This window comes from Sphingopyxis sp. (assembly GCF_050916055.1).
Classification (GTDB): domain Bacteria; phylum Pseudomonadota; class Alphaproteobacteria; order Sphingomonadales; family Sphingomonadaceae; genus Sphingopyxis.
Map to the genome: position 1 here is coordinate 3,551,902 of NZ_CP051527.1, position 23,299 is coordinate 3,575,200.

At 68.5% G+C, this 23,299-nt stretch carries 18 protein-coding genes and 1 tRNA gene; 10 read left to right on the forward strand and 9 right to left on the reverse strand.

Annotated features, from left to right (window positions below):
• Positions 1-51 precede the first annotated feature (51 nt).
• From HEQ22_RS17420 to ubiA, 4 genes are all read left to right on the forward strand, one after another.
• The gene (locus HEQ22_RS17420; RefSeq protein ID WP_432769089.1) at positions 52-2,034 is read left to right on the forward strand and encodes a pilus assembly protein TadG-related protein; all 1,983 of its coding nucleotides are present in this window, start codon (positions 52-54) and stop codon (positions 2,032-2,034) included.
• Positions 2,031-2,627 (forward strand): TadE/TadG family type IV pilus assembly protein, encoded by a 597-nt coding sequence (locus tag HEQ22_RS17425; protein ID WP_432769090.1) that lies wholly within the window; start codon positions 2,031-2,033, stop codon positions 2,625-2,627. The genes HEQ22_RS17420 and HEQ22_RS17425 overlap by 4 nt, the downstream gene beginning before the upstream one ends.
• The gene (locus HEQ22_RS17430) at positions 2,618-3,310 is read left to right on the forward strand and encodes a TadE/TadG family type IV pilus assembly protein (RefSeq protein ID WP_432769091.1); all 693 of its coding nucleotides are present in this window, start codon (positions 2,618-2,620) and stop codon (positions 3,308-3,310) included. The genes HEQ22_RS17425 and HEQ22_RS17430 overlap by 10 nt, the downstream gene beginning before the upstream one ends.
• Before the next feature lie 64 nt (positions 3,311-3,374).
• A complete protein-coding gene (gene ubiA, locus HEQ22_RS17435; RefSeq protein ID WP_432769092.1) occupies positions 3,375-4,283 on the forward strand; it encodes a 4-hydroxybenzoate octaprenyltransferase in 909 nt (302 codons plus the stop codon).
• A 3-nt stretch (positions 4,284-4,286) separates the two neighbouring features.
• Here ubiA and smc read toward each other — a convergent pair whose 3' ends face one another.
• The 4 genes from smc to HEQ22_RS17455 form a co-directional block, all read right to left on the reverse strand.
• A complete protein-coding gene (gene smc / locus HEQ22_RS17440; RefSeq protein ID WP_432769093.1) occupies positions 4,287-7,730 on the reverse strand; it encodes a chromosome segregation protein SMC in 3,444 nt (1,147 codons plus the stop codon).
• A gap of 314 nt (positions 7,731-8,044) precedes the next feature.
• Entirely contained in the window at positions 8,045-8,788 is a 744-nt protein-coding gene (locus HEQ22_RS17445) for a thioredoxin domain-containing protein (protein WP_432769094.1), read from the reverse strand.
• A gap of 36 nt (positions 8,789-8,824) precedes the next feature.
• On the reverse strand, positions 8,825-9,541 hold the full coding sequence (locus tag HEQ22_RS17450; protein WP_432769095.1) for a thioredoxin domain-containing protein: 717 nt from the start codon (positions 9,539-9,541) through the stop codon (positions 8,825-8,827).
• A gap of 8 nt (positions 9,542-9,549) precedes the next feature.
• On the reverse strand, positions 9,550-10,122 hold the full coding sequence (locus HEQ22_RS17455; protein WP_432769096.1) for a DUF721 domain-containing protein: 573 nt from the start codon (positions 10,120-10,122) through the stop codon (positions 9,550-9,552).
• Between the two features lie 26 nt (positions 10,123-10,148).
• Between HEQ22_RS17455 and HEQ22_RS17460 the strand changes: the two genes are divergently transcribed.
• From HEQ22_RS17460 to nudC, 3 genes are read left to right on the forward strand one after another with little or no spacing between them, the layout of a single operon-like run.
• Positions 10,149-11,216 (forward strand): A/G-specific adenine glycosylase, encoded by a 1,068-nt coding sequence (locus tag HEQ22_RS17460; RefSeq protein WP_432769097.1) that lies wholly within the window; start codon positions 10,149-10,151, stop codon positions 11,214-11,216.
• Positions 11,213-12,499 carry a serine hydrolase domain-containing protein gene (locus HEQ22_RS17465; protein ID WP_432769098.1) on the forward strand — a complete coding sequence of 429 codons (1,287 nt, stop codon included), beginning with the start codon at positions 11,213-11,215 and terminating at the stop codon, positions 12,497-12,499. The genes HEQ22_RS17460 and HEQ22_RS17465 overlap by 4 nt, the downstream gene beginning before the upstream one ends.
• The gene (gene nudC, locus HEQ22_RS17470) at positions 12,499-13,368 is read left to right on the forward strand and encodes an NAD(+) diphosphatase (protein WP_432769099.1); all 870 of its coding nucleotides are present in this window, start codon (positions 12,499-12,501) and stop codon (positions 13,366-13,368) included. Before HEQ22_RS17465 ends, nudC begins: the two co-directional genes overlap by 1 nt.
• A 98-nt stretch (positions 13,369-13,466) precedes the next feature.
• On the opposite strand, the gene HEQ22_RS17475 is transcribed toward nudC, so the two are convergent.
• The 3 genes from HEQ22_RS17475 to HEQ22_RS17485 form a co-directional block, all read right to left on the reverse strand.
• Positions 13,467-13,913 (reverse strand): DUF2497 domain-containing protein, encoded by a 447-nt coding sequence (locus HEQ22_RS17475; protein WP_432769100.1) that lies wholly within the window; start codon positions 13,911-13,913, stop codon positions 13,467-13,469.
• Between the two features lie 74 nt (positions 13,914-13,987).
• Positions 13,988-15,490: a TolC family outer membrane protein gene (locus tag HEQ22_RS17480; RefSeq protein ID WP_432769101.1), complete on the reverse strand. Its 1,503-nt coding sequence runs from the start codon at positions 15,488-15,490 to the stop codon at positions 13,988-13,990.
• Between the two features lie 34 nt (positions 15,491-15,524).
• Positions 15,525-16,187 (reverse strand): protein-L-isoaspartate O-methyltransferase family protein, encoded by a 663-nt coding sequence (locus HEQ22_RS17485; RefSeq protein WP_432769102.1) that lies wholly within the window; start codon positions 16,185-16,187, stop codon positions 15,525-15,527.
• 265 nt (positions 16,188-16,452) lie between these two features.
• Between HEQ22_RS17485 and HEQ22_RS17490 the strand changes: the two genes are divergently transcribed.
• Both HEQ22_RS17490 and HEQ22_RS17495 read left to right on the forward strand, forming a co-directional pair.
• Positions 16,453-16,526, forward strand: a tRNA-Cys gene (locus HEQ22_RS17490).
• An 87-nt stretch (positions 16,527-16,613) separates the two neighbouring features.
• Positions 16,614-17,225, forward strand: coding sequence for a TetR/AcrR family transcriptional regulator (locus HEQ22_RS17495; protein WP_432769103.1), 612 nt, complete (start codon positions 16,614-16,616; stop codon positions 17,223-17,225).
• 9 nt (positions 17,226-17,234) lie between these two features.
• Here HEQ22_RS17495 and HEQ22_RS17500 read toward each other — a convergent pair whose 3' ends face one another.
• Both HEQ22_RS17500 and HEQ22_RS17505 read right to left on the reverse strand, forming a co-directional pair.
• The gene (locus HEQ22_RS17500) at positions 17,235-18,755 is read right to left on the reverse strand and encodes an MFS transporter (RefSeq protein ID WP_432769104.1); all 1,521 of its coding nucleotides are present in this window, start codon (positions 18,753-18,755) and stop codon (positions 17,235-17,237) included.
• Between the two features lie 302 nt (positions 18,756-19,057).
• Positions 19,058-20,092 carry a LacI family DNA-binding transcriptional regulator gene (locus HEQ22_RS17505; protein WP_432769105.1) on the reverse strand — a complete coding sequence of 345 codons (1,035 nt, stop codon included), beginning with the start codon at positions 20,090-20,092 and terminating at the stop codon, positions 19,058-19,060.
• Between the two features lie 307 nt (positions 20,093-20,399).
• On the opposite strand from HEQ22_RS17505, the gene HEQ22_RS17510 reads away from it, so the two are divergent.
• On the forward strand, positions 20,400-23,225 hold the full coding sequence (locus HEQ22_RS17510) for a TonB-dependent receptor (RefSeq protein WP_432769106.1): 2,826 nt from the start codon (positions 20,400-20,402) through the stop codon (positions 23,223-23,225).
• Positions 23,226-23,299 lie beyond the last annotated feature (74 nt).

Consider the following 23,299-nt stretch of genomic DNA (forward strand, 5'->3'; position numbering starts at 1 on the left):
AGACACGCATCCGGGTGGGGCGCGTAGCTGGTCGACAAGGGGTTTAAGACCATGCGAGGGACCATTATCCGCCGACTGCGGCAGGGCATCGGGCCATTCATCCGCGACCAGCGCGGCAATGCCTTTTTCCTGACCGCGGCTGCCATGTTTCCGGTGATCGGACTCATCGGCTCGGGTGTCGATATCGGGCGCGCCTATATGGCGCAGCTTCGTCTGCAGCAGGCATGCGACGCGGGCGTCCTCGCCGGCCGCCGCGCGATGGCGGGGAGCACCTATTCCTCCTCGGCGCAGAGCGAAGCCAACAAGATGTTCAATTATAACTATCCGACCGGCATCTATGAAAGCAGCCGGATCGGTTTTTCGTCGCAGGCCGACGGCCCCTCCGACGTCAAGGGGACGGCGACCGCCTATCTGCCGACGTCGATTATGAAGATATTCAGCCACGACGGTTTCGACCTTGCCGTGAACTGCACCGCGAAGCTCGAGATTTCGAACGCCGACGTGATGCTCGTCCTCGACGTCACCGGCTCGATGGCGCAGACCAATTCGGGGGATTCGGTCAACCGCATCGCCGCGCTCAAGGACGCGACGATGGACTTTTTCGACACGCTGACCACGGCCGAGGTCGGCGACGGCCGGCTGCGTTTCGGTGTCGTTCCGTACAGCTCGTCGGCAAACGTCGGCGCGATCCTGCGCGACAAAAATCCGGCGTGGCTGTCGGACAATGTGTTGCTGCCGTCGCGCACCCCGGTGTTCAAGGTGACGTGGACCACCACATCGACGACGCACGACGACGATTACAGCGTCGGCAACACGACGTATGGCAATTATTCGAACGTCAGCACGGTCAACGGCCAGAACAGCTCGAGCTGCGGCAATCTCGAGCCGCCGGCCGACACGACGCCGTCGCCGAGCGGAACGCCGCAGCTGAACAAGACCGCGCAATATGTCGACGGCGACGGCAATCGCATCACCACCTATGATTCGAACCAGACCTATACCTATTATAATTACCGCTATACCTGGTCGAGCAGCCGCTGCCGCCTGCAGCGCCGCGTCGCGACCTTCGTGCGGACGCACACGACCACGACGGTGGAAACGCCGACGCAGACCTTCGACAACAAATACACCTATCAGGACCGCGTGTTCGACGTCAGCCAGGCAAAGAGCGGGTCGTCGATCGTCACCGATGTCGGCGACGCCGGCGCCAACCAGACCAACACCTGGAGCGGCTGCGTCATGGAGCGCGCGACCGAGGTGTTCGGACCCAATCAGAGCGCGCCCTCGGACGCGCTCGACATGGATGTCGACACCGCGCCGTCGGGCGACGACGACACCAAATGGAAGGTGCTGATCCCCGAGATCGCCTTTGCGCGGGCCAGCCATCCGTCTTACTCGCCCTCGACGACCGGATCGCTCAGCGTCAACAGCAGCAACGTGACCGGCAACGGCAGTTCGAAGGGCAGTTGGCAGAATTATTCGAAATATTGGGCCGACGGCTGGGGCGTCTGTCCGGTGCCGGCGATGAAGCTGACGACGATGACCGCGAGCGACCGCGGCAGTTTCAACAGCTATATCGGCTCGCTGCAGCCGGTCGGCGGCACCTATCATGATTCGGGGATGGTGTGGGGCGTGCGCCTGCTGTCGCCCGACGGCATGTTCGCCGACGAAAATGCGATGGCGCCGAACCGGCGGCCGATCAGCCGCCATATCGTCTTCATGACCGACGGCGAAATGGCGCCGAACATGGGCAACCTGACCTTTCAGGGTTACGAGTTCCTGATGAAGCGCGTCGGCGGCAACAGCGACGGCGAACTGCGCGATCGCCACAACAATCGCTTCGTGCAGCTTTGCGAAAAGGCGAAGGGCAAGAATATCACGGTCTGGGTGATCGGCTTCGGGGTCAACCTCAACAGCCAGCTCACCAGCTGCGCCAGCCCCGGCAAGGCCTATCAGGCGAATAACTCGTCGCAGCTCAACGAGAATTTCCAGGCGATCGCCCGCCAGATCTCCAAGCTACGGTTGTCGCAATGACGCACCGCCCTGCCTTCCTCGCCCGCTTCCGCCGGAACGAGCGCGGCGTCGCGCTGATCGAATTCGCGCTGACCGCGCCGCTGTTCCTGCTCATTCTGATGGGCATCGTCGACTATAGCTGGCAGATGTACGCCAAGCAGGTGCTCGAAGGCGCGGTGAGCAAGGCGGCGCGCGATTCGACGCTCGAGGGCAACGCCGCGGACCAGGACGCGCTCGACGCCGCGGTTCGCGAGCGCGTTCTCGTCGTCTTCAACCACGCCGACATCACTTTCGACCGCAAAGCCTATGAAAGCTTCGACGCGATCGGCGATCCCGAACCCTTCACCGACGCCAACAACAACAATCGATACGATGGCGGCGAATGTTTCGAGGATCTCAACGGCACCGGCAGCTGGGATGCGGACCGCGGATCGGCGGGCAACGGCGGCGCCGAAGACGTCGTCCTGTACACCGCATCGATGACGTTCGATCGCATGCTGCCGGTGTGGCGGATGCTCGGCCAGCCGCAGGAATCGACGCTGTCAGCGACCACGGTGCTGCGCAACCAGCCCTATAATGTGAACACCGAGACCAGCGAGGTCATATGCAGCTGATCCTCCCCATCCGCCGCCGCATCGGCGCCGCCGCGGCGCGTGTCATACGCTTTGCGCGCGACACGCGCGCCGTGATCATCATCGAGATGGCGTTCGTCATCCCGCTCCTCGTCCTCGTCGGCTTCGGCGGGCTCGAAGTCGCCAATTTGACGATGTCGACGACGCGGATCAGCCAGATCGGGCTCAGCGCCGCCGACAATGCGGCGCGAATTGCCTTCGGCAGCAACCTGTCGCAGCCGCGGGTGCGCGAAATCGATATCAACGAAGTGTTCACCGGGGTCGAAGAACAGGCGCGCGGGCTGGATTTCCGGCGCAACGGCCGGGTCATCCTGTCCAGCCTCGAACGCAATCCCGACGGCGGCCAGTGGATCCACTGGCAGCGCTGCTACGGCGAGCTCGACGTCGATTCGAGCTATGGCGTCCAAGGCACCGGCGCCACCGGCACCGGTTTCGCCGGCATGGGTCCGGCGGGGCGCGAGGTGACGGCATCGAGCGGCACCGCGGTGATGTTCGTCGAAATCGTCTATGAATATCAGCCGCTTGCCTTTGGCGCCTGGCTCGGCCCGCGGACGATCCGCTCGACCGCGGCGTTCAACATCCGCGAGGGCCGCGACCTTGCCGGGCAGAACGGCGCAGGCACCTTCAATCCGGCGCCGCAGGCTGCGGTGTCGAGCTGCACCTGACGCCAAGCCCGCTGACCCAATCAGCCATTTAACGCGGGCGCGCACGCTGCTATCGCCGCGGGCGATGACTGCCGTCCATCCTCCCGACAGCCAGCTGCGCGGTTTCGTCGCGCTGCTGCCCGCCGCGCTGCGGCCCTATGCGCTGCTCGCGCGCTTCGACCGCCCGATCGGCTGGTGGCTGCTCTATTGGCCGTGCGCGTGGGCGCTGGCGCTGGCGGGCGGCGCGATCAGCCACTGGCCGTTGTTCCTGTGGCTCCTCCTCGGTGCGATCGCGATGCGCGGCGCCGGCTGCGTCTATAACGATATCGTCGATCGCGACCTCGACGCGCAGGTGGCGCGCACTGCCTCGCGGCCGGTCGCGAGCGGCGCGGTGCCGGTCCGCAACGCAGTGCTGTGGATGGTCTTGCTGTCGCTCGTGGGCTTGTTCGTGCTGCTCCAGCTGCCGCGCCCGGCGCAGATCGTTGCGCTCGCCAGCCTGATCCTCGTCGCCGGCTATCCGTTCATGAAACGCATCACCTGGTGGCCGCAGGCGTGGCTGGGGCTGGTGTTCAGCTGGGGCGCGATCGTCGCGTGGATCGCCGCCGGCGGGCAGGAGGGGCTCGCGCTGCCGTTGCTCTACGCCGGCTGCATCGCCTGGGTGATCGGCTACGACACCATCTATGCGCTGCAGGATATCGAGGACGACATGGCGGTCGGGGTGAAATCCAGCGCGCGCGCGATGGGGCGCCACGTCCGCGCCGGGGTCGCAATGTGTTACGCCACCGCGCTCGCTGCGTGGGCGGGGGCGCTGTGGGCGGTGCGGCCCGACCCGCTGGTGCTCGTCGCGCTCGTCCCCGCCGCGCTCCACCTCACCGGACAGGTCGTCACCCTCGACCCCGCGAACGAAGCCGACGCGCTGGCGAAGTTTCGCAGCAACCGCTTTGCGGGGCTGCTGATATTCGCCGCGATGCTGGTGGTGGGCAGCGCGCATTAGACGCTACTCGGCGGCGAGCAGTTCCTCGGCGGCGCCGAGATCGACCGACACCAGCCGGCTGACGCCGCGTTCGATCATCGTCACCCCGAACAGGCGGTGCATGCGCGCCATCGTCACCGCATTGTGGGTGACGATCAGATAGCGGGTGTTGGTCTCGCGCGTCATGCGGTCGAGCAGATCGCAGAAGCGCTCGATATTGGCGTCGTCCAATGGCGCGTCGACCTCGTCGAGGACGCAGATCGGCGCCGGGTTGGTCAGGAACAGGCCGAAGATCAGCGCGACCGCGGTCAGCGCCTGCTCGCCGCCCGACAGCAGCGTCAGCGTGCCGAGTCGCTTGCCCGGCGGCTGCGCCATGATTTCCAGCCCGGCCTCAAGCGGATCGTCCGAATCGACGAGTTCGAGATGTGCCTGCCCGCCGTCGAACAGGGTCGAAAACAGCCGCTGGAAATGGCCGTTCACCGTCTCGAACGCCGCGAGCAGGCGGACGCGCCCCTCGCGGTTCAGATTGCCGATCGACCCGCGCAGCCGGTTCACCGCCTGTTGCAGCTCGTCGATCTCGGCGGCGCTCTTTTCGCGTTCGGCGTCGAGCACCGCCAGCTCGTCGGCCGCGACCAGATTGACCGGGCCCAGCCGCTCGCGATCGGCGATCAGCCGGTCGTGCTGCGCCGACTCGGCGGCGGCGTCGCGCACCTCGTCGCCGGCGAAGCCCGCCTTCTGCGGCAGCAGCGGCGGCGGGCATTCGAACCGCTCGCCCGACAACCGGCCCATTTCGATGCGGCGCAGTTCGGCGTTTTCGGAGCGCGCGGCGGCGCCGGCGCGGGTTTCGCGGGCCGCGGCGACGCGCTCGCGGATCGCCGCCAACGCGCTGTCGACCTCGCGCAGCGCCGCTTCGGCCTCGCGCTCGCGCGTCTCGGCGGCGGCGACCTTGTCGCGCCGCCCCGTCTGCTGCGCCTCGGCGGCGGCGCGGTCGGCGGCGAGGCGTTCGGGCAGGTCGGCAAGTTTTCCGGCCTCGGCGGCAAGCGCGTCGGCGCGCTTGTCCATCTCGGTGACCCGCCGCGCCGCCTCGCCGGCGCGGGCTTTCCAGCTCTTGATCTCGGCGCTCACCACCGCCTGCCGTTCGCTGAGCGCCGCGAGGGTGCGCTCGTGCGCCGCCAGCGTATCGCGCGCGGTGCCGGCATCGCCGCGCGCGCGTTCGGCGGCCTGCTCTTCGGCGGCGAGCGCGGCGTGCGCCAGCCGCTCGTCGGGCAGCGCGGCGAGCGCGGCGTCGTGCGCGGCGAGTTGCGCGGCGGCGTCCTGCGCGGCCGAGGTGATTTCGGCGAGGCGGCGGTCGAACAATGCCGCGGCGTCGCGGTGGCGATCGATCGCCGCCTGCGCCTGATCGGCAGCGCGCAGCGCGGCGCGGCGCGAGGCGTCGGCGTCGGCAAGGCCGGTGCGCGCGGCGGCGGCGGCATCGACCGCTGCGGCGGCTTTGGCGGAGGCGGTGGCGCGGCGCTCGCCGAGGTCCTCGACCCCCGCTTCGACCGCGGGGCGCTGCGCGGCGAGCGCGTCGAGGCGGTTGCGGCGTTGCAGGCGCTCGGTCGCGGTCGCCCCGTCGCCGCGGGTCACGAAACCGTCCCAGCGCCGCATCACGCCGCCGGTCGTGACCAGCCGCTGGCCGACCGCGAGCGGCTGGCCGGTATCGCTGTCGGTGACCGCGACCTGCGCGAGGCGCCGCGCGAGCGCAGCGGGCGCCGCGACATATTCGGCGAGCGGGCGCGTGCCGGCAGGCAGCGCTGGGTCGGTCGCCGCCGCAGCGGCGCCGCCCCAGCGGCGCGCCGCATCGCGGTCGGTCCCGGCGTCGAGGTCGTCGCCCAAGGCAGCCGCCAGCGCCGCCTCATGACCCGGCGCGACGCGAAGCTGGTCGAGAATGCGGCCTTCGTCGCGGCGCCCGGCAGCGAGCGCGCGTTCGAGCGTCGCCGCTTCGCCGTCGAGCGCGGCGAGCGCGGCGCGCGCTTCGGCGAGGCCGGCCTCGATACCGGTCAGGTCGGCGGCGATGGTTTCGCGCTCGGCCTCGGCATTCTGCAACGCGGTTTCGGCGGCGGCGATCGCGGCGTCTGTGGCGTCCGCGGCGCTGCGGCTCGCCGCGAAGGTCGCGGCCAGCGCCGCGCTGTCGCCGAGCGCCGCGATCTCCGCCTCGACCCGCGCGCGCTCGCTCGCGACGCGGCGCACCGCGGCGTCGGCGGTGTCGCGCGCCGAGACGGCGATCCGGCGGTCGGCAGCTTCGCTGGCCGCGGTCGCGCGCGCCTGCGCCAGCCCGACTTCGGCGTCGCGAAGCCGCGCCTGCGCGGCGAGATTGGCGTCGGCGAGCGCCGCCTTGCCGGCGCCGTGGCCGGCGATGTCACCTGCCAGCGAGCGGCTTTCGGTATCGAGCGCGCTCAGCGCGCCATGCGCCTCGCGTGCGAGTTCGCTTTCATGGGCGCGGTCGTCGGCGATGCGGCGTTGCTGCGATGCCAGATCGTCGAGGCGCTGGCGCGCAGCGCGCTCCTCCCCCTGCAGACGGACGAGGGTCGCGGTGGCGTCGGCTAGCCCATCGCGCTCGGCCTGCGCCTCGGCGCGCGCGGTGCCGACGCGCGTCGCCACCTCGGTCTGCGCCGCCGCGACGGTTTCGAGTTCGGCCTGCGCCGCCTTCACCGCCGCCTCGGCGGCGTCGGCATCGCGCCGCGCCTGATCGGCGGCGGCGGCGGCGTCGCGCCAGCGCGCATAGATCAGCCGTCCTTCGGCAACGCGGATTTCGTCGCTGAGCTTTTTGTAACGTTCGGCGGCGCGCGCCTGCCGGCGCAGCGCCCCCGCGCGCGCCTCCATGTCGGCGACGATTTCGGACAGGCGGGTGAGGTTGGTTTCGGTGGCGCGCAGTTTCTGCTCGGCATCCTTGCGGCGGACGTGGAGCCCCGCAATGCCCGCGGCTTCCTCCAGCATCGCGCGGCGGTCGGTCGGTTTGGCGGCGATGACATTGGCAATCTTGCCCTGACTCACCAGCGCCGGGCTGTGCGCGCCGGTCGCGGCATCGGCAAAGATCAGCGCAACGTCCTTGGCGCGCACGTCGCGGCCGTTGGCACGATAGGCGCTGCCGGCCCCGCGCTCGATGCGGCGGATGATCTCGAGCTCGCGGCCCTCGCTCGCGTCGGCGAGCCCGGCGACGGTGGCGCCCTCGGTGTCGCAGTGCAGCGCGACCTCGGCAAAGTCGCGCGCCGGGCGCTGCGCGGTGCCGGCGAAGATGACATCCTCCATCCCGCCGCCGCGCATCGATTTGGGGCTCGATTCGCCCATCACCCAGCGAATCGCTTCGAGCAGGTTCGATTTGCCGCAGCCATTGGGGCCGACGACCCCGGTCAGTCCGGGTTCGATGCGCAGCTCGGTGGGTTCGACGAAAGATTTGAAACCGGTCAGGCGCAGCCGTTTTATCTGCACGGGGCGTCCTCATGCAGTCTGGCGAATCGGAGCTGGTGCAACCTTGCTGTCACATATCCCCCTGTCAGGCGTCATGCCGTGCGGCGGGGGGAGTCGCAAGGGGCAGATGTTCTTCCTCCCTGTCGCGGAGCGATGGGGAGTGCCGGGTTGGGTTGCCCCCGGCAATCCAAGTCCAGTCCGGGGGACTGGACGACCCAGCACTCTTGCGAAGCAAGGGGTGGAGGGGCAGCGACGGTTGCGCCAAAGCCCCTCCGTCAGCGGCTGCGCCGCTGCCTCCTCCCCATGGCTTCGCCACAGGGAGGATCGCGATTATCTCAACGCGCGCCCATCATCCGCAGGCGGTCGCGCATCGGGCCCCACGTGTTGATGCCCTCGGCCACCTGGCCATTGATGACGAAGGTCGGGGTGCCGGTGATCTGATATTTCTCGATCCCGTCGTTGGTCGCCTTTTCGACCGCCGCGACATTGTCGACATTGGCAAGGCACTGTTCGATCTGGGTCGCGGGAACGCCGCGCTGCTGGAAGAACTGGTCGATCTTCCAGCCTTTGGCGAGCGCGTTGAAGCGCTGGGCGGGCGGCAGCTCGGCGGCCTTTTCGATGCCGGGGGCGGGGTTCTGCGGTCCGGCCAGAAACGTCTCATGCTCAAGGAAGGTCGCGTCGGCGAGCGGGAAATACCGGTCGGGGCCGGCGCATTTGATGATCGCCCCGGCGACCGCGTCGATCGGGTGCAGCATGAACGGGGTCAGCTTGTACGACACGCGGCCGGTGTCGATGAAGTCGCGCTTCAGCTCTTCGTGCGAATCCTTGGTGAACTGGGCGCAGTGGCCGCAGGTGAAGGCGCCATATTCCTGCAGCTTGATCGGCGCCTCGGGGTTGCCCATCACCGCCGAACCGTCGGTGTCGAAGCTCACGACCTGCGACCAGCTCTTGCCCGCGGGAGCGGCGACCTTGGCGATGGCGTCCTGTTCCTTGGTCGGGTCGGGGGTGGCCTCGCCGCAGCCGGCCAGCGCGAGCGCGCCGAGCGAGGACAGAAGGGCGATACGCAGCGGGGATTTCATGGTCGGTTTCTCTCCGGTCAAAGGGATTGGGCGCTTTTAGGGTGCCTTGAGCGCGAGGTCGAGTTTCGATTTCAGCGCCGGCCAGGCGACGACCTCGGCATTGCGGCCGTTGATGAAGAAGGTAGGGGTGCCGGCAACCCGGTCGGCATTGCGGCCGATGTTGGTCATGCCCGTCAGTTCGGCCTGCGCAACGGCGCTGTCGAGGCAGGCGTTTTGCTGCGCGGCGGTATAGCCGCGCGCGGTCATCAGCGCGGCGAGGCCGGTGTCGGCGGCGATCTTGCGCGCGCGCTCGCCGGTCGTGCCTTCGAACCAGCTGGTCTTTTGCGCGTCGCTGGCCTTGTTGAGCCGCGCCAGCATCTCCGGCATCGCGGCAAAGATCGCCTGGTGGTTGCCCGCGAACGCCTTGGGCCCGCCGCAACGCGCGAGCAGCGCCGCGGTCATGTCGACCGGGTCGCGCACCAGGTTGCGATACTCGAAAAGGACCAGCCCCTTGTCGATATATTGCGCCTTCAGCGGCGCCGACCCCGCCTTGGCGAAATCGCCGCAGACGTGGCAGGTATAGCTGAAATATTCGACCAGCTTCACCTTCGCCGCGGGATTGCCGACGCTATAGGCGCCGATGCCGCTCGTCGTCACCGTCGCCGACCAGCGCGGCGCGGCGGGGGCGGCGGCGGTGAGCAACAGCATTGCGCTGGCAGCGAGCGCGCCGAGCGCGGCGCGGCGGGCGAGCGGGGCGGAGGGGATTGCGACCATCGGGTTCCTCAACTGATGCGGGGGAGCTTGGGCGGCGTCGCCAGCCCGGCCGCCATCCGTTCGAGGACGGTGCGCAGCTCGGGATCGCCGATGTCGCGCAGGCTGTCCCCCAGTTCGGCGGGTACGGGTTTCAGCATTGCCGGTTGCTGAACGGGCGGGGCGGGCGCGACATGGCCGTGGGTCATGCGGACCTGCGCGATCGCGGCATAGCCGAAGAAACGGTTGACCGCGGCGATCAGGTCGGGGGCGACATGCTGGAGCATCGGCGCGTGGGCGCCGCTGATCGTCAGGTGCAGCGTGCCGCCAGCCTTTTGCCCGACCGGAAAGCGGATCATCGCCGGCTGGGTGACGTCGGCCAGCCGGTCGCCGACGATCTCGCGCCAGCGGCTGACCACCGACGACTGGACGAAGCCGAACTTGCGAAAGGCGGTGCGGCCGATTTCGGGGACCAGGTCGGCGATCGTGCGCGCCTCGCCGCCGCGCGGCCGTTCATAGGGGCGCGGCGCAGGCTTGGCCGCCTTGGCCTTGGCTTTCGGCCGGGCCTTTTTGGCCGCGCCGTCCTCGCTCGCGTCTTTCGTCATCGCGGGGGCCATGCCATAGGCGGGGGGTGAGCGTCCAGACTATCGACATCGGTGAAGACTTTGCCGCGCGCCTGCTCGGCTGGTACGACCGCGCGGCGCGGGCGCTGCCGTGGCGCATCGCGCCGGGCGACACGGCGGTCCCCGATCCCTATCGCGTCTGGCTCGCCGAAATCATGCTTCAGCAGACGACGGTCGCCGCGGTGGCGGGTTATTTCGATCGCTTCACGGCGCGCTGGCCCGACGTCGCGGCGCTCGCCGCCGCCGCCGATGCCGACGTCATGGCGGCGTGGGCCGGGCTCGGCTATTATGCCCGCGCGCGCAATCTGATCGCCTGCGCCCGCGCGGTCGTGCGCGACCATGGCGGGCGCTTTCCGGACAGCGAAGCGGGGCTGCGCGCGCTGCCCGGGATCGGCGACTATACCGCCGCGTCGGTCGCCGCGATCGCCTTTGGCCGCCCCGCGGCCGTCGTCGATGCCAATGTCGAACGGGTGATCGCGCGCCACCGGCTGATCGAAACGCCGCTGCCGCTGGCGAAGCGCGAGATCCGTGCCGCGCTCGCGCCGCTGGTCCCGGCGACCCGGCCGGGCGATTTCGCGCAGGCGCTGATGGATCTCGGCGCGACCGTTTGCACCCCGCGCCGCCCGGCGTGCGCGATCTGCCCGGTGATGGGCGACTGCGCCGCGCGCGGGCGCCCCGATGTCGAGGCGTTGCCGGTCAAGCCGCCGAAAAAGGCGAAACCGCACCGCCACGGCGTCGCGCACTGGATCGAACGGGACGAGCGGATCTGGCTGGTGCGCCGCCCCACCAAAGGCATGCTCGGCGGGATGCGCGCGCTGCCCGGCGGCGACTGGACCGATACGCGCGAACCTGAAGCGGAAGCGGGCGAGTCGGCGATCGTCAGCGTCGATCATGGCTTTACCCATTTCGACCTGACGCTGGTGCTCGTGCGGCGCCCGGCTCCACCCAACGTCCCGCCCGAAGTTCCCGATGCCGCAGCGGAAGGCGAATGGTGGCCGATCTCGGACCTTGACGCGGCGGGATTGCCGACGCTCTATCGCAAGCTGACCGACAAGATGCTGGAGATTGCCCGATGAACATGATGGTTTCGCGCCGCGCGCTGCTCGGCGGACTCGCGCTCGGCGGGGCGAGTGCGATGCTTCCGGGCGCGGCGCTGGCGTGGCGCGCGACCGGCGAACAGCTGTATCCCGCCACCCACGCCTTCATCAAAGGCTTCGTCGACCGCCGCGAACTGGCCGGGACACTGGCGGCGATCGGCAAGGGACAGGCCGCGGCCGACTTTTTCGGCGCCGGCACCACCGCGATGGATTCGCGCACCGCGGTCGGTCCCGACACGCTGTGGCGGCTCTATTCGATGACCAAGCCGGTGACCGGCATCGCTGCGATGCTGCTGATCGAGGACGGCAAGATGGCGCTCGACCAGCCGATCGCCGATTTCCTGCCCGCCTTTGCGCGGATGAATGTCCAGGACACCCCCGACGGCTCGCTCACCGCGGTGCATCCGGCGAAAACCGCGATCACGGTCCGCCACCTGCTGACCCACACCGCCGGGCTCGGCTATACGATCATCCAGAAGGGGCCGATCAAGAAGGCCTATGACGATGCCGGCATCGTCGGCGGGCTGGCGAGCCGGCTGCCGCTGCCGGGCTGGCCGCCAGTCACCCCGGCGCCCAGTCTCGCGGTGATGGCCGACCGGCTCGCGGCGCTGCCGCTCGTCTATGAACCGGGGACGAAATGGAGCTATTCGATCAGCCTCGACCTGATGGGGCGGCTGATCGAGGTGGTGTCGGGGCAGGCGTTCGATGCGTTCCTGAAGGCGCGCCTGTTCGACCCGCTCGGCATGGCGAGCACCTGGTTCCATGTTCCCGCCAGCGAGGTCGGGCGCTTCACGACCAATTATGCGCCGCTCGGCGGCACGCTGCTGCCCTTCGACCCGGCGACCAGCTCGATCTATCTCGACCAGCCGCCCTATCCGTTCGGCGGCGGCGGGCTGGTGTCGAGCGCGCGCGACTATGACCGCTTCCTCGCGATGTTGCTCGGCGAGGGCGAAACCGGCGGGGTGCGGATCATGAAGCCCGAAACCGCGCGGCTCGCGATGTCGAACATGCTGGCCGACAGCGTCGACCGCAAAGGCACCTTCATCGACGGCGAAGGCTTCGGCGCCGGCGGCAGCGTGTCGCTGCCGACGTCGCGCCACGGCGAGGGGGTTTTCGGCTGGGCCGGCGCGGCAGGGACGATCGGCTTCGTCCATCGCAAGCTGGGCTATCGCGCCGCGGCTTACGCCCAATATATGCCGTCGAACGCAGTGCCGTTTCAGGAGAAATTCGCCGACACCTTTGCCAAGGATGTGATGCGCTGATGCCGCTGCCGCTCGGGTTTACCGGCGCGTGGCTCGACCGCGCCGATCCGCTGCGCTCCGATGCGGCGGCGTTCGCGGCGGCGGCGGCGCACCCCGGCGCGCGGTGCCTGACATTGGACGGCATCGATTTCGTGCCTGGCGAGGGCGGCGGGCTCCGCTGGGAGCCGCTCGACCCCGCCGACGACCGCGCGCTGCTGCTGCTCGGCCTCGACGCGCGCGGCACCCCGCATTTCGTCCGCGAAGCGGCGCCGGGGGTGCGGATCGACGCGCGCTCGCGCACCGTGATGCGGCTGCTGCCGCTGCTCTCGGGCGAAGAAGCGGCGCTCTATGGCGGCGCGCGCAGCCTCGTCGACTGGCACGCGCGGCACCGCTTCTGCGCCGCGTGCGGATCGCCGACCGAGCTGTTCCGCGCCGGCTGGGGGCGGCGCTGCGGCACCTGCCGCGCCGAACATTTTCCGCGTGTCGACCCGGTGGTGATCATGCTCGCCGAACATGACGGGCGCGTGCTCGTCGGGCGCCAGGGCGGATTTCCGCCGGGCTTTTTCTCGGCGCTCGCGGGCTTCGTCGAACCCGGCGAATCGCTCGAGGAAGCGGTGGCGCGCGAATTGTTCGAAGAAGCGGGGATTCGCGTGTCGAACGTTACCTATGTGGCGAGCCAGCCCTGGCCTTTCCCGTCGTCGCTGATGATCGGCTGCCGTGCGGTCGCGCTCGGCGCGGAGCTGACCCTCGACACCACCGAGATCGAGGCGGCGATGTGGGTCGACAAGGCCGACGTGCGCGCCGCGCTCGCGGGCGACATCGGCGCGCCCTTCATGGCGCCGCCGCCGCTGGCGATAGCCCGCTATTTGCTGGAGGATTGGGTGGGATAGGGCCGATGGATTGCCGCGTCGCTGCACTGCTCGCAACGACGGTCCTACTGAAGTCGTCCCGCTCAAAGTGGATCCGCCCCTCTAAGCGGACGGAGGCCTCACGGCCGGGTCGCGGTAATCCGGCTGATTTCCTTGGCGACCATCGTTTCGACCATCGCGGGCAGGTTGGCATCGAGCCATTGCTTGAGCATCGGGCGCAGCGCTTCGAGCACCACCTCTTCCATCGTCCGCGCGTTGCCCGCGGGCGCGGCAGCCGCCGGCGCGGCGGCGGCGGGGGTCACTGCGGCGGTCAGCGCCTCGAGCGATTGGCGCGCGGCATCGGCGCTGGCGGCCGACACCAGCTCGTCGTCGGCCGTCGCCGCCGGAGCGGCGATAGCGGGGTCGGCGACCGCTTCGCCGATTTCCTGGTCGTCGAGGTCGAGAATATCGTCGCCGGCGGCGGGCTGCGGCGCGCGCACGGCGCCGGGGGCTTCGTCACGGGCGATGACGCGCCGGATCGACGACAGGATATCTTCCATCGATGGCTCTCGCGACATGTCGCCCATATTGCCCCCTTCGGCGCGCCCGAACGCGCGCGGTTAACCATCTCTTACCGGGGCGGGGCCGGACTTGCCAAGCCTTATTGTCCGGTCGGGGCGGGGACGGGATCGATCCCGGCGGGCACCGTCGCCTCGGCGGCGGGCACGGCGCGCGTGTCGGTCGACTGCTGCTGCGGCGCCGGATCGTCGGCCCAGTCCCAGATCTGACCCTTCACCCGGCGATAGTTGACCGCGGGATCGTAGAGCGCGCCGCCTTCGATCCCCAGGTCGCGTGCCTCGGCCTTGCCCATCGCGGCGAGCACCGAAAAGGCGGCGACATAGGAGTTGCGCCGCGCCGACACGAGCTGGACCTGGGTATTCAGATATTCCTGTTCGGCGTTCAAAATGTCGAGGATCGATCGGGTGCCGACGCTGTTTTCGGCGCGCACGCCCTCCAGCGACAGCGCGTTCGCGCTCACCGCCTGCTCGGTCGCGGTGATGACCTGCTCGTTCGCCTGCCATGCGGCATAGGCGCCGCGCGTCTGGGCGATCACGCCGCGTTCGGTCGCGACATAATTTTCGATCGCCTGGCTCGACCGCGATTGCGCCTGGCGCACCTGCGCCGACCGCCGCCCGGCGGTAAAGATCGGCAGTGTCACGGTCAGCCCGGCGGCGGCGCTCGACGTTTCCTGCGTCACGCTAAGGCCGGGGACGCCGCTGTTCAGCGAGCCGAGGAAGTTGTTGTAACCGCCGCCCAGCGTCGCCGACAGCTTCGGGGCGCGGCTGGACTTGGCGACGCCGATGTCCGATTTCGACGCGTTGACCTCGAGGCTCGCGGCCTCGATGTCGGGATTGCTGTCGAGCGCGATCGCCACCGCTTCCTCGGCGGTGCCGGGCAGGCCCGGCAGCAGCGGCGGCTGCTCCAGGTCGACCGGTGCTTCGCCGACGAGGCGGATATAGGCTTCGCGGCTGGCGATCAGATTGGCCTCGGCGCCGCGCAAATCGCCCTCGGCGAGCGCGAGCCGCGCTTCGGACTGGGCAACGTCGGTGCGCGTCAGGTCGCCGATTTCGAACCGGTCGCTCGTCGCCTGCAAATTGGTGCGCAGCACCGCGACATTCTTCTGGTTGAGCTGGACGATCGCGATGTCGCGAATGACGTCCATATAGGCGCCGACGGTCTGCGAAAAGATGCTCGCCTCGGTCGCGCGCAGATCGGCCTGTCCCGCCTCGACGCGATATTTGGCGGCGCGCACCGCGTTGCGCACCGCGCCGCCCTGGTAGATGGGCACCGACAGCTGGGCGCTGGCGCTGACCGAACGGGCGGGCGAATTGAAGCTGTTGCCGGGGATGATGATATTCTCGTCATACCCTGCCTGGGTGCCGATCTCGGGCAGGCCGAAGCTTTTCTGGATCGGGACATTCTCGTCGTTTGCACGCTGCCCTGCACGCGCCGCCGTCAGCGTAGGGTTGTTCTCATAGGCCTTGGCGAGCGCTCCCTGCAGCGTTTCGGCGTACGCCGGCGCGGCCAGGATCAGCGCGCCGAGCGCCATGCCGCCGAGCCAGCGGGCGCGGCGCGCGGTCGGTCCGGTCGTGGGGTCTTGCATCGTGGGATCAGCCTGAAACATGAGGGAAAGGGCCTTAGAAACGGAAACCCGCGGGGGCGGCGAAGCCGGGCAGCGGGGCGACGTCCATGTCGGCGAAACTGCGCAGCGCGATCGTGCCGCCCGCTTTGACGCCCTGCACCAGCCGGGTCACCGCGCCCTCGCGGCGTGCCGCTACCAGGCGCCCGCCCTCGGCGAGCTGCGCGACCAGCGCATCGGGCAGCGCCTCGATCGCGCCGTCGATGACGATACAGTCGAACGGCGCCGCGTCGGGCGCGCCTGCGGCCAGCGGGCCCTCGATCCAGTTCACCGCCATGGCCGCGGTCGCGGCGCGTCCGGCGGCGATCAGACCGGGCGCTTCCTCGAGCGCGTGGACTTCGGCGCCGAGCGCGGCGAACAGCGCCGCAGCATAGCCCGTCGCGGCGCCGACGATCAGCAGGCGCATGCCGGGACGCGCCGCGGCGGCGACCAGCATCCGGCCGGTGACCAGCGGCGCGTTCAGCACCCGGCCTTCGCCCAGCGACACCGGCCGGTCCATATAGGCGACCCCGGCGAGCGCGGCGGGGACGTGCGCTTCGCGCGCGACGCGCGCCATCGCCGCGACGATCGCGGGGTCGATGACGTCGTTGGTCCTCAGCTGGCTGTCGATCATCGCGGCACGCATCTCGGCGGCGGTTGCTTCGCTGTATTTCGTTGCCATCGGCGCGGGTCCGTTTCCTGGAAAATTCACAACTTGCGCGGCAGTCCTAACCGAAGCGGGGCTGTATTGCAATGCTAATACAGCCCCGCTTCGGTTAGGACTGCGCTTTGCCGCCGCGCATAGCCCGCTAAGCGAGAGGCGCCAAGCCTCATCGCACCCACGGCGGGCGACGGCGGGCAATCCTTGACAAGGCGGGCAAAGCCCCTCACTAGCGGCGCCGTCCAACACCCGGCCCCTCCGCGAAAGCGGTCGGGCAGTTCGGCGAGGCCCGATGGCGGAGTGGTGACGCAGCGGACTGCAAATCCGCGCACGCCGGTTCGATTCCGGCTCGGGCCTCCAACGAATCACCCTCGACCCCCTTGCAAGCCGCGCCGATCGGGCGCGGCGCTGGACATCGGGCGGGATCTCACTTATATACCAGACGTTATGGAAGTCGAAGCTCCCACCGCCACCAAGGGGCGGCCGCGCGAATTCTGCGTCGATGCCGCGCTGGCATCGGCGCTGCGCGTGTTCTGGAGCAAAGGCTATGAGGGCGCGTCGATGACCGACCTCACCGATGCGATGGGGATCACCAAACCCAGCCTCTATGCCGCGTTCGGTAACAAGGAAGCGCTCTTCACCAAGGCGCTCGACCTGTATGAGCGCGAAAAGCTCGCTTTCATGCGCGCCGCGCTCGACGCGCCGACCGCGCGCGGGGTGGCCGAGCGGCTGATGCACGGGGCGCTCGACATGCACAGCTGCCCCGAAAATCCGGGCGGCTGCTTGGGGGTGATCAATTCGATGGCGTGCGGCGCCGAGGCCGAATGCATCCGCGACGCGGTCGTCGCGCGCAGCGCGGTGGCGAAACGCGCGATGCTCGACCGCTTCGAACGTGCCCGGCAGGAGGGCGACCTGCCCGCCGACGTCGAACCCGAAGGGCTCGCGGCCTATCTGACCGCGATCTTTCAGGGCATGGCGGTCCAAGCGGGCGCCGGTGCGACGCGCGCCGAGCTCGAACGCCTCGTCGACACCAGCCTGAAACTGTGGCCGGGGCGTTGATCCCCGATATTATCCGGTAGTGGTTGCACCCGCTGCATCGTGCGGCGGAATCAGCGGCACGACGCGCAGCATCGCGAGCGCCGCGAGCAGCAGGGTCGCCGCCGCAAACGCCATCGTCCAGATCGGCTCGCCAGGGAAAAAGGCTTGCATGATCGACCCCATGATCGTCGCGACCAGCAATTGCGGCACGACGACAAAGACGTTGAACAGCCCCATATAGATGCCGAGCTTGGCCTGCGGCAGGCTGGAGGCGAGGATCGCATAGGGCATGGCGAGCACCGAAGCCCAGAAAATGCCGATGAAAATCTCGCTGGCGATCAGCTGAACCGGATCGCGCAGGACGAAAAAGCTGGCGTAACCGACCGCGCCGCACACCAGCCCGACGATATGGGTGCGCGCCTGCCCGATCCGCGCCGCGAGCCACGGCAGCAGCGTCAGCGCCGCAATCGCCGCAACGCCGTTATAGATGGCGAACAATTCGCCGACCCAGTTCCCCGCCGCCTGATAGGCCGCGCTCGCGGCATCGGTGGCGCCGAAATGATATTGGGCGACGATCGGCGTCGTGTTGATCCACATGATGAACAGCGCCGACCAGCTGAAGAATTGCACCAGCGCGAGGCGCTTCATCAGCTCTGGCATCCCGGCAAAGTCGCCGACGATGCTCGACAGCATGTTTTTATCGTTGCCGCCACGCGCCAGCGCGATGGCGAGCATGCTGGCCAGCCCGTAAGCGACCAGCAGTGCGGCGAGCAGCAGCACCTCGCGCAGCAGCGCGAATTGCAACTGGATCGCGCCGACCGCGACGCCCGCAGCGATCCACAGCAGGCTGCCGGCATAGCTGTGCGACGCGAGGGCGCGGACGGCGGGCGCGGCGGCCGGCTCGTGCGCGGCGAACGCCGCCATCGCCGCGGGGTCGTACTCGCGGGTGGTGACGATGGTCCACAGCACCGACAGGAACAGCGCCGCGCCGCCAAACCAGAAGGCATATTTGACCGTGTCGGGAATCTGTCCCGGCGGCGCGACATTGGCCACCCCCATCGCCTCCATGAGCGCCGGAAACAGCGAGCCGACGACCGCGCCGGCGCCGATGAAGGCGGTCTGCACCGCATAGCCCGCGCTGTGCTGGTCGCGGCGCAGCATGTCGCCGACAAAGGCGCGGAACGGCTCCATCGAGATGTTGAGCGAGGCGTCGAGCAGCCACAGCATCAGCGCCGCGAACCAGATCGCCGGGCTTTCGGGCATCGCGAACAGCGCGATCGCGGCCAGGATCGCCCCGGCGAGGAAATAGGGGCGCCGGCGGCCCAGCCGGCCGAGCCAGGTGCGGTCGCTCAAATGGCCGATGATCGGCTGAACGAGCAGCCCGGTCAGCGGCGCCGCGACCCACAGCCCCGGCAATCGCTCGATATCCTCGCCCAGCGACTGAAAGATCCGGCTCATATTGGCGTTCTGCAACGCAAAGCCGATCTGGATGCCGAAAAAGCCGAAGCTGATGTTCCACAGGCCGGCGAAGCCCTGCCGCGGCTTGTCCATGCGTCTCTCCCCGTCGGGCCGCGCGCGCGGCTCTCGTCGGACATCGGTGTCGCAGCGCGGGTGGACGAGGGCAAGCTACGTATACGAATACGTGGTGGGGGCGGGCGGGCGGGTTGCGACCTAGAGCGATCCTCCCCCGCAGGGGGAGGGGGACCACCCGTAGGGTGGTGGAGGGGCAAGCGAGGCCATATGCAGCGCTCGGCACCGCGTACCCCTCCACCAGCTTCGCTGGTCCCCCTCCCCGTTCCGGGGAGGATCGCCACGTCCGCGTTCGCCCCATAAGCGCCGCCCCCGCGCGCGCCTTAAACCGCCGTGCTCTGCCGCTTGATCAGCCTTGCCGGCAACACCGTGCGCTCGGCATCGGCGCCGTCGATGCGGCGGAGGAGCGCCTCGACCAGCAGTTCGCCCGCGCCCTTCATGTCCTGCATCACCGTGGTCAGCGTCGGCGAGGTCAGGTTGGCGGCGGGGATGTCGTCGAAGCCGATGATCGCGACGTCGCGCGGCATCGCCAGCCCGGCCTCGGCCAGCGCGCGCATCGCGCCGATCGCGATCAGGTCGCTCGCGGCGAAGATCGCGTCGAAACGCGCCCCGCGCGCCAGCAGCGCCCGCGCCGCGGCATAACCCGATTCCTCCGACGAGACGGCGTCGGTCTGCAGCGCCGGATCGGGTGCGAGCCCGGCGGTGCGCATTGCGCGGCACAGCCCGGTGTAGCGATCCTGAAACTCTGGGGCATGGTCCGACGCATCGCCCAAAAAGGCGATGCACCGCCGCCCGATCTCGATCAGATGCGCGCCCGCCTGTTCGCCGGCGCCGATATTGTCGGACCCGACGGTCAGCCCGATGCTGTCGTCGGACACCGAACCCCAGCGCACGAACTTGGTGTCCATCTCGACCAGATGCTCCAGCTTGGTGCGATACAGCTGATAGTCGCCATAGCCGAGCAGGATGATGCCATCGGAACGGTGGCTGTCCTGATAGGCGACGTGCCAGTCGTTGTGGACCTGCTGGAAACTGATCAGCAGGTCATAGCCTTTCAGCGCGCATTGCCGCGTGATCGACCCCAGCATCGACAGGAAAAAGGGGTTGATCATCGATTCGTCGGGGGTCGGATCCTCGAAGAACAGCAGTGCCAGCGTGTGGGTGCGCTGCGAGCGCAGGCTCGAGGCGTTCTTGTCGACGGTATAGTTAAGCTCCTGCGCAATCCGCTCGATGTTGGCGCGCGTCGCGGCGCTCACCGACTTGCTGCCGCGCAGCGCGCGCGAGACCGTCGGCTGCGACACCCCCGCCAGATAGGCGATGTCGAAGGATGTCGGCTTGGCCGAGGGCGGACGCCCCATGATCCTCTCCTGCCGCGGCCGCGCCATGCCGGCCGTCTGCCGATGGAATCTAGCGGCTGTGCGGGCGCGCGCAATGGCCCGTGCACGCACCGCGGCGACGGCGGCGGGGCTGTGACATTTGGGCGACAGCGGGTGTGTCCGCATATTATGCGTATACGTATACCCTATGGCGGCGCGGCGAAATTGGTTTCAATTGCGAGGCTCAAGATGGGGACAGCCCACGTATCGGAGAGGAGCCTGACGGACGTTCGCGTCCCCGGTCCGATGCGCAGGTGAAGACCGCCCGTCTGTGCCAGGGGAGCCTTTTATGACCATGCCGACCAGCCTTCGTCGCGGCGCCAGCGCCATCGCGATGGGCCTTGCCTTGACCGCCATCCTGCCCGCCGCGGCGCTGGCGCAGGATGTCGATCCCGCCGCCGCCGACGATAGCGGTGCAGAGGACGAGATCGTCGTATCGGGCTTCCGCGCCAGCCTCGAAAGCGCCGTCGGCGCCAAGAAGCAGCGCGACCAGGTCGTCGAATCGATCTCGGCCGAAGATATCGGCAAGCTGCCCGACGCCTCGATCGCCGAATCGATCGCGCGCCTGCCGGGGCTGACCTCGCAGCGCGTCTCGGGCCGCTCGAACTCGATCTCGATCCGCGGCTTCGCCCCCGATTTCTCGACCACGCTGCTCAATGGCCGCGAACAGACTTCGACCGGCGACAATCGCGCGGTCGAATATGACCAATATCCCAGCGAAGTGATCAACCAGGTCCTCGTCTACAAGACCCCGATGGCGTCGATCGTCGGGCAGGGTCTGTCGGGCACCGTTGACCTGCGCACGATCCGCCCGCTCGAATATGGCAAGCGGGTGCTGTCGGTTGGCGCGCGCGGCAGCCTTGCCGATATCGGCAAGCTCAACGCCGGGTCGAAGAAATATGGCTACCGCGTCAACGGCGTTTTCGTCGACCAGTTCGCGAACGACACGATCGGCGTTGCGCTGTCGGCGAGCTACGTCGACGAGCCCTATCAGATCCAGGAATTCAACGCCTGGGGCTATGCCGGCGACGGCACGGCAGCGGCGCCGGTGGTGATCGGCGGGTCGAAAAGCTACGCGACCTCGACCCAGCTCACCCGCCTCGGGCTGCAGGGCACGCTGCAGTGGCAGCCGCACCCCAATTTCACCTCGACGCTCGATGCCTTCTATTCGGATTTCAAGGACGACCAGATCAAGCGCGGCATCGAACTGCCGCTCGCCTTCGGCGGCGCCGGGGTCAATGTCACCGACATCGACGAGAGCGGCGAGTTCGTCTTTGCCCGCGCCGGCACCTTCACCAATGTCGAGGGCGTGGTGCGCAACGACGTCTTCGAACGCGAGGCAAAGCTCTACAGCTTCGGGTGGAACAACCGCTGGGAAGGCGACGACGGCTGGAACGTCACCGCCGACATCAGCCTGTCGAAGACCGACCGCAACGAACTGATCCTCGAAAGCAATGCCGGCACCGGGCGCGGCGGCGGGGTCGGCGCGGTCGACACGATCGGCTTCACCTCCGACATCAACGGCACCGTCTTTTCGCCGACGCTGAATTACGGAGACTATAATCTGATCCAGCTGACCAGCCCGCTTGGCTGGGGCGGCGACCAGACCGGCGTCGACGGCACCCGCATCCGCGGCGGACAGGATGGATATTACAACAACCGCATCATCAAGGACGAACTCTGGCAATATCGCGTCGAGGTCGAGCGCGAGATGGAGGGCTTTTTCCGCTCGGTGCAGTTCGGGATGAACTATACCGACCGCTCGAAGAGCCTTGTTCCCGACGAAGCCTTCGTCGGACTCGCCGCCAACACCGACGGGTTGACCAGCGTGCCGGTACCCGAGGAGTTCCGCCTTGGCACCACCGACCTTGCCTATCTCGGGCTCGGCCCGGTGATCAGCTACGATCCGCGCGACCTGCTCGCCGCCGGCATCTACCAGCTGGTGGCCAACCCCTATGGCGACGTGGTGGTCAAAAGCTATGACGTTTCCGAAAAGCTGATGACCACCTATCTCCAGGCGAATATCGACCAGGAGATGGGCTCGTCGGTGCTGACCGGCAATGTCGGGGTCCAGGCGATCTTCACCGACCAGAATTCGAACGGCGCCAGCGCCGCCTATATCGGCGTCAATCCCAACGGCTCGCCCAATATCCAGGGCATTCCGCAGCGCCGCAGCGCCGATTATCTCGACGTCCTGCCCAGCCTCAACCTGTCGCTGCGCACGCTCAGCGATTTCGTGATCCGCTTCAGCGCGGCGCGCGAGATCATCCGCCCGCGCCTCGACGACATGCGCGCCTCGCTGAGCTATGGCACGACGATCGGCGATCCGGGCGGCATGGTCTGCCCGGTCGGGCGCCAGTGCGCGGTCGTGCGCGGCGGCGCCGGCAACCCCGACCTTCGGCCCTGGCGCGCCAACGCCGCCGATCTCACGTTCGAGAAATATTTCGGCTCGAAAGGCTATCTGGCGGCGCAGTTCTTCTACAAAGAGTTGAAAAGCTATATCTATAATCAGGACGTGCCGTTCGACTTCACCGGCTATCCGATCCAGGATCCGGGCCTCGACGCCGACGGCGATCCGATCATCGTCAATTACATGGGCACGGTGAACGTCCCGATCAACGGCGCAGGCGGCAAGCTTTACGGCGTCGAACTCGCGGGCACGCTGCCCTTCGGCGAACTGGTCGGCGCGCTCGACGGGTTCGGGGTGACCGGCGGCGCATCCTATACCAAGACCAAGATCCAGCCGACCCCCGGCGCCCCGGCCGAGGACATCCCCGGCTATTCGAAATGGGTCGCCAACGGCACCATCTTCTTCGAAAAATGGGGCATCAACGCGCGCGCCAGCGCCCGGTACCGGTCGAGCTTCGTCGGCGAGCTGTCGGGCTTCGGCGGCGCGCGGGTACGGCGCCGGGCGCGCGCGGAGACGATCATCGACGCGCAGCTGGGTTATGACTTCCAGCCGGGCAGCGCGCTCGAGGGGCTGTCGGTCTTCGTCCAGGGCCAGAATCTCACCGACGAACCCTTCGTCACCGACGACCCGCGCGACGCGCGCGCGGTGATCGATTACCAGAGCTATGGCCGCCGCTATCTCGCGGGCGCCTCGTTCAAATTCTGAACCCTCCCTGATGGGGGCGGCAGGGTCGCGCCGCCCCCTTCTTTTTGTTGCGTAAAGCGGCATTGGCGGATCAA